The sequence below is a fragment of the Burkholderia sp. Bp9015 genome (assembly GCF_003853505.1).
Classification (GTDB): Bacteria; Pseudomonadota; Gammaproteobacteria; order Burkholderiales; family Burkholderiaceae; genus Burkholderia.
In genome coordinates this window covers 38,733-44,732 of the sequence record NZ_QTPZ01000053.1, presented here as the reverse complement: position 1 = coordinate 44,732, position 6,000 = coordinate 38,733, and the positions used below count along the sequence as shown (strand labels likewise).

Sequence of the window (6,000 nt, the reverse complement as noted above, 5' to 3'; positions counted from 1 at the left end):
TGCGCTCGCTCGCGAAGGGCGAGGCGATCACGCAGGACACGTCCACGCTCGAGAACCCGGCGATCCTCGAGCAGCTCAACCGGTCTCTCTGAATGACGCGGCCGGCACCGGCCGCACCCGACACTGTCGACACACGCGCGTTCGGGCGCCCATCCCCGCCCTGAACGCGTCGCACGCGGCCGCCACCCGGCCGCGCACGTGCGTCCCGCCGCGCCCCACCCTGCGTGCGCGGCTCATGCGACGGACACCGCCACGCGGGCATCCGCCGCATCCCCTTGTTCGATGCATCGACGTACAACAACACTGGAGACACCTCAATGAAAAGCAGAATCGTGATCGGTTGCGCGGCGCTGGCAGGCACGCTGGCCAGCAGCAGCGGCTTCGCGCAGAGCAGCGTGACGCTGTACGGCAACCTCGACGCCGCGTTGCTGTACACCAGCAAGACACGCGACGCCGCCACCGGCGCGAACGCCGGCCATCAGTTCGCGATGACCGACACCGGCATGACGCCGACGACGTTCGGGATGACCGGCACCGAGGATCTCGGCGGCGGCCTCAAGGCGAAATTCCAGCTCGAGAGCGGCTTCGCCGTCACCAACGGCGCGTTCGCGCATTCGAACGGCAACTTCTTCGGCCGCCAGGCGTGGGTCGGGCTCGACGGCGGGTTCGGCACGGTCAAGGCCGGCGTGCAGTATTCGCCGTTCCTGCTCGCGATCTTCGATTCGGATCCGCGCAGCTTCTCGCACTTCGGCAGCGGGCTGATCAACTACGTCGACAACGTGCTGGTGACGGGCCTGTTCAACCCGAACGCCGTGTCGTACACGAGCCCGACGATCGCCGGCCTCACCGGCAGCGCGATGTTCGCGTTCGGCGGCAAGGCCGGCGACTTCCAGGCCGGCCGCCAGTATTCGGCGAGCCTCAAGTACGAGCGCGACGGCTTCATGATCGACGCCGCGTTCTACGACGGCAACGACGGCACCAACCCGACGCCGACGCCGAGCACCGTCGCGTTCGTCGGGCGCACGATCGGCGCCGCCTACCGCTTCGGCCCGGTCACCGCGAAGGCGTCGTTCACGAGCTACAAGGTCGGCGGCTCGTTCAGCAACAACGTGTACGGCGGCGGCCTCGACTATCAGGCGACGCCGGCCGTCGACCTGAACGGCGGCGTCTGGTTCACCAGCGATCGCAACGACACGGCCAATCACTCGCTGCTCGCGGCGATCGGCACGACCTACAGCCTGTCGAAGGCGACCGCGCTGTACGCGCAGGTCGCAATGGTCAACAACCACGGTGCGATGAACACCGGGCTGGGGATCACCAACGCGCTTTACGCGGTCACCGGCACGACCGTCGGCGCGAACCTCGGGATCCGCCACATGTTCTGATGCACGGGCGGTGGAGGCTGCATCGAACCACCGCCCCGATGCATTCGCACTCCGAATCGTTTTTCGCCGAAGCCGGCCTGCAGCGATGCATCCGGTTTCGGCGCGACTTCCGTTGCGGGCGGATGCACATGCGGATGCACATGCGAAGCTCCACCCGCCCGTCACCGTGCGTCGCGAGCCGTGCGGAGGCGCAGGACCTGATCCGCCGCGGTGCCGACGCGGGCCGCGTGCGCGACCGCCAGTTCACGCCGGTCGGCGAACGCGCATGACGCGGTAACGTCGCATTGCCGCGGCCACGTCGCAACGCAAGTCGTTGCGTCGTCACGCGATGCCGCGCGGCGCCCGCCGCCGGCATCGCGTGCGGCGTTCAGCCCGCCGCGAGCTGCTGCTCGTCGAACCAGTCGAGCAGCATCCGCGTGACGAACGCGGGGTTCTCCAGGTTCGAGATATGGCCGGCGTCCGGCACCAGCGCATGGCGGCAGCCGATCACGCTCGCCATCTTCACCGTCTCCGACGGCGGGCGCGCCATGTCGCCCGCGCCGCACATCAGCAGCGTGCGTTCGGCATCCAGCCCGGCGAGTGCGGCGAGCGTATCCGGCCGCCCGAAGATCAGCCGGCCGAGCGGGACGATCGATTCCCGCAGCCGGTCGGCCGGCAGGTTCGCGAGCGCCGCGCGAAAGGCGCGCGGCACCGGGTCGGCCAGGTTCACGTCCGGCCGGAAGAACAGCGGCACGATCGCATCGAGCAGCGGCGGCGCGATGCAGCCGGCGGCGGCGATCGCATCGAGCATCCCGAAGTAGCGCAGCCGCGTCGCGTCGGGTTCGGCCTCGAGCGACGCATCCATCAGCACGAGCGAGCGCACGCGCTGCGGTTCGCGCAACGCGAGCCGCGCGCCCCACATCCCGCCGACGCTCAGCCCCACGACCGCGCACTGCCCGATCTCCAGCGCATCGAGCAACGCGCTCGCGTGCGCGGCGAGATCGTCGAGCGTCTGCGTGCCGGCAGGCAGCGGGCCCGACGCGCCATGTCCCCACAGGTCCGGCACGATCACGCGATACCGGCTCGACAATGCGTCGATCTGCGGCGCCCACATCGCGGCATCCCACAGATAGCTGTGCCCGAACAGCACCGGAAATCCGGTGCCGTGATCCTGGTAATGCAGGGTGCTGCCATGAACGATGTGTGCGGGCATGTCGTCTCCGGATGTCAATGCGGTGGGCGGTGAGCGGCGGCCCGGCAACGGGCGTCGCGATCCGCGGCGTTCTGCGACGAACGCGAAGCGGCGAATCATCGCACAGGTTGCCGCCGTTGCGGGTGACTGCCGCGCGTGCCGCGACGCATCGCATCGCGCACTTGCGCCGTGCGGCCGGGACGACACCGATCGCGCGACGCGACCGGCGCAGGTGCGGCCGCCGCGATGGCGCGCCACGCCGCGCGTGAAGCAACCGCCGACGTGACTGCGGCGCCGGACGACCTCGGATCGTCCGGCGCCGCGACGGGCGAAACGCGCGCTCAGAACACCGCGTGCCCGCTGATGAGGCTCGGCAGCCAGGTGGAGAAGAACGGCATGTACGTGACGATGTTGATCGCACTGAAGATCGCGAGGTAATACGGCCACGCCATCTTCGTCGTCTCGCCGATCGACACGTTGCCGATCGCGCAGCCGACGAACTGCACCGAGCCGATCGGCGGGTGCACGAGGCCGAGCGAGCAGTTCAGCAGCAGCATGATCCCGAACTGCACCGGCCCGACGCCGCATGCCATCGCGATCGGCAGGAACAGCGGCGTCGTGATCAGGATGTGCGCGGCCATGTCGACGAACGTGCCGAGGAACACCTGGATGATGTTGATGTACAGCAGCATCAGCCACGGCGCGGCGGTCGACTGCTTGAGCAGCCCTTCGATCGCATCCGGAATCTCCAGGTACGACATCTGGAAGCGCAGCATGTTGGACACGGCGATCAGCAGCAGCACGACGCCCGTCGTGCGCGCCGCATGCGACAGCGCGCGCCGCAGCTTCCCGGCCGTCAGCGTCCGGTAGACGAGCGCGGTCAGCACGAGCGAGTACACGACGGCGATCGCGGCGGCTTCGGTCGCGGTCGCGATCCCCTTCGCGACACACACGAGGATGATCGCGATCACCATCAGGCCCGGCACCGCGCCGACGAAGCTGCGCAGCACCGCATACCAGCCCGGGAACGACGGCAGCGCCGACGAACCGTCCTCGCGGCGCGGATAGCCGTGGCGCACGGCCTGCCAGTATGCGGCCGCGAGCACGAAGCCCATCACCCACAGCACCGGCAGGAGGCCGGAGAACAGCAGGTCGCCGATCGACACGCCGCTCACCGGCTGGCCGTGCAGCATGCCCGTGATCCCCTGCGCGGCGAACGCGTAGATGATCATGTTGGTCGACGTCGGCATCAGCGCGCCGGCGAGCGACGCGTGGGTCGTCACGTTGACCGCGTAAGCCGCGCTGTAGCCTTCGCGCTTCATCAGCGGAATCACCACGCCGCCCATCGCGGAGGTATCGGCCGTCGGCGAACCCGACACGCCGCCGAACAGCGTGCACGCGACGACGTTGGCCATCCCGAGGCCGCCGCGGAAATGGCCGACGGTGGCCTGCGCGAAGCGCAGGATCCGGTCCGCGATGCCGCCGTGCAGCATCAGCTCGCCGGAGAAGATGAAGAACGGCACCGCGAGGAACGAGAACGCGTTCATCCCCGAGATCATCGCCTGCATCGCGGTCGCGATCGGCAGCCCTTCGACCAGGTAGGTCAGCACGCAGGAAATGCCGAGCGCGAACGAGACCGGTACGCCGAGCACGAGGAAAACCAGAAAACTGACGGACAGGATCGCGAGTTCCATGGCGTTATTGTCCCGACGAAGAACGACGAAGCGCGAGCAGGTGCTCGAGCGAGAAGAGGATGATGGCGATCGCCGCGGGAATCGTGATCAGGTAGCGCACGCCTTCGGGCAATCCGATGATCGGAATGCGGTCGCCCATCGTCTCCGCGGCCATGCTGCCGCAGCCGACCATGATCGCGATCGCGAACGCGATCAGGCTCAGGTGCTGGATCGCGATCACCACGGTACGCGGGCCCGGCGACAGGCGCCGCACGAGGGAGTCGAGGCCGATGTGGCCGCCGTCGCGCACCTTCATCGCCGCGCCGAACATCGCGATCACGATCACCAGCAGCAGCGCGATCGGCTCGACGAAGTCGGGCGCGTTCTCGAACGCGTAGCGCATCACGACCGCGTAGAACACCAGCACCGTGAGCGCGGCGAGACACAGCGACGCGACCACGGCCAGCGCGCGGAACAACAGGTCGTTCATGCAGCGCAGGCGCGGCGCCGCCGCATGCGGCCGGCACGGCGCCGCACCGTCCGCGGCCGCGTCCGATGCGCCCACGGCCGCCGCGCCGTTCAGGGAAGTGCGACGGGTCACTTGGTGGCCTCGATCTCGTCGACGATCTGCTTCATCTGCGGCGTCTTCTCGTACTTCGCCCACAGCGGCTGCATCGCCTTCACGAATGCCGCGCGGTCGACCTGCGCGGCCGGCAGGATCTTCGCGCCGCCCTTCGTCACCGTCTGCTGCGCCGATGCCTCGCGCGCGGTCCACAGCTTCTGGTAGTACGGCACCGAATCGGATGCTGCCTTCCTGATCGCGGCCTGTTCCTGCGGCGACAGCGTGTCCCAGATCTTCTTCGAGAACACCAGCACTTCCGGCGTCATCGCGTGCTGCGTCTCCGAGTAGTCGGGCGCCACCTCGAAGTGCTTGGTTTCCTCGTACGACGGCAGGTTGTTTTCCGCCGCATCGACGAGGCCCGTCTTCAGGCCCGTGTAGACCTCGGCGAACGGCATCGGCGTCGGCGTGCCGCCCATCGCCTTGATCTCGTCGACCATCAGGTCCGATGGTTGCACGCGCACCTTCAGCCCCTTCATGTCGGCCGGCGTGCGTACCGGGCGCTTCGCGTAGATCGAGCGCGCGCCGCTCTCGTAGAACGTCAGCGCGATCATCCCCTTCGCCGCGAACGCGTCGAGGATCTTCTGGCCGGCCGGGCCGTACATCGCCTTGCGGAAATGGTCGACGTCGCGGAACAGGAACGGGAACGACGGGATCAGCGACTCCGGCACGATCTCGTTGAACGACGCGCCGTTCACGCGCGCCATGTCGATCGCGCCGATCCGCACCTGGTCGACCGTGTCCTTCTCGGAGCCGAGCGCGCTGTTGCCGAACACCTTGATCGAGTCCTTGCCGCCCGTCAGCTTCGACAGCTCGTCGCCCATGTACTTGACCGCCATGTTGGTCGGGAAGCTGTCGCCGTGCACGTCCGCCGAGCGGAACACGCGGGCCTGCGCGGACACCGCGAAGCCGGCCATGAGCGCGACGGCCAGGGCGGTACGGGAGCGGGTGAATCGGTGCTTCATCGTCAGTCTCCTTGATGGTTGTTCGTCGTCTGGCGGCGATCCGGGCGGCTTGCGCATCAGTCGGGGCACGGCCTCCACTGAATCGCAGTCATACGTTGTATGACGTGTGGAAGCGAATGTACGTCGGTTAATCGTTTAACTCACTTGGTGCATACCCTATAGGCGCTTCTGTAGCGGGTTTTCGGCG

Annotated in this window: 6 protein-coding genes; 2 read left to right on the top strand and 4 right to left on the bottom strand. The window is 68.1% G+C overall.

Going from position 1 to position 6,000, the window contains the following annotated elements; translation table 11 throughout:
• The first annotated feature begins 317 nt into the window (after window positions 1–317).
• Together DIE12_RS35165 and DIE12_RS38855 are read left to right on the top strand one after the other, a co-directional pair.
• The gene (locus DIE12_RS35165) at window positions 318–1,385 is read left to right on the top strand and encodes a porin (protein ID WP_124523854.1); all 1,068 of its coding nucleotides are present in this window, start codon (window positions 318–320) and stop codon (window positions 1,383–1,385) included.
• Between the two features lie 140 nt (window positions 1,386–1,525).
• Window positions 1,526–1,654, top strand: a complete 129-nt coding sequence (locus tag DIE12_RS38855; protein WP_260427357.1) for a hypothetical protein — start codon at window positions 1,526–1,528, stop codon at window positions 1,652–1,654.
• A 98-nt stretch (window positions 1,655–1,752) separates the two neighbouring features.
• Here the strand turns inward: DIE12_RS38855 and DIE12_RS35160 are convergent, their stop codons facing one another.
• The 4 genes from DIE12_RS35160 to DIE12_RS35145 form a co-directional block, all read right to left on the bottom strand.
• On the bottom strand, window positions 1,753–2,577 hold the full coding sequence (locus DIE12_RS35160) for an alpha/beta fold hydrolase (protein WP_124489385.1): 825 nt from the start codon (window positions 2,575–2,577) through the stop codon (window positions 1,753–1,755).
• Window positions 2,578–2,897: 320 nt separating this feature from the next.
• Window positions 2,898–4,250: a TRAP transporter large permease gene (locus tag DIE12_RS35155; RefSeq protein ID WP_124523853.1), complete on the bottom strand. Its 1,353-nt coding sequence runs from the start codon at window positions 4,248–4,250 to the stop codon at window positions 2,898–2,900.
• A 4-nt stretch (window positions 4,251–4,254) separates the two neighbouring features.
• Complete coding sequence (locus DIE12_RS35150; RefSeq protein ID WP_124523851.1) at window positions 4,255–4,830, bottom strand: TRAP transporter small permease; 576 nt, start codon at window positions 4,828–4,830, stop codon at window positions 4,255–4,257.
• A complete protein-coding gene (locus DIE12_RS35145; RefSeq protein ID WP_124523850.1) occupies window positions 4,827–5,813 on the bottom strand; it encodes a TRAP transporter substrate-binding protein in 987 nt (328 codons plus the stop codon). The genes DIE12_RS35150 and DIE12_RS35145 overlap by 4 nt, the downstream gene beginning before the upstream one ends.
• Window positions 5,814–6,000: the final 187 nt, after the last annotated feature.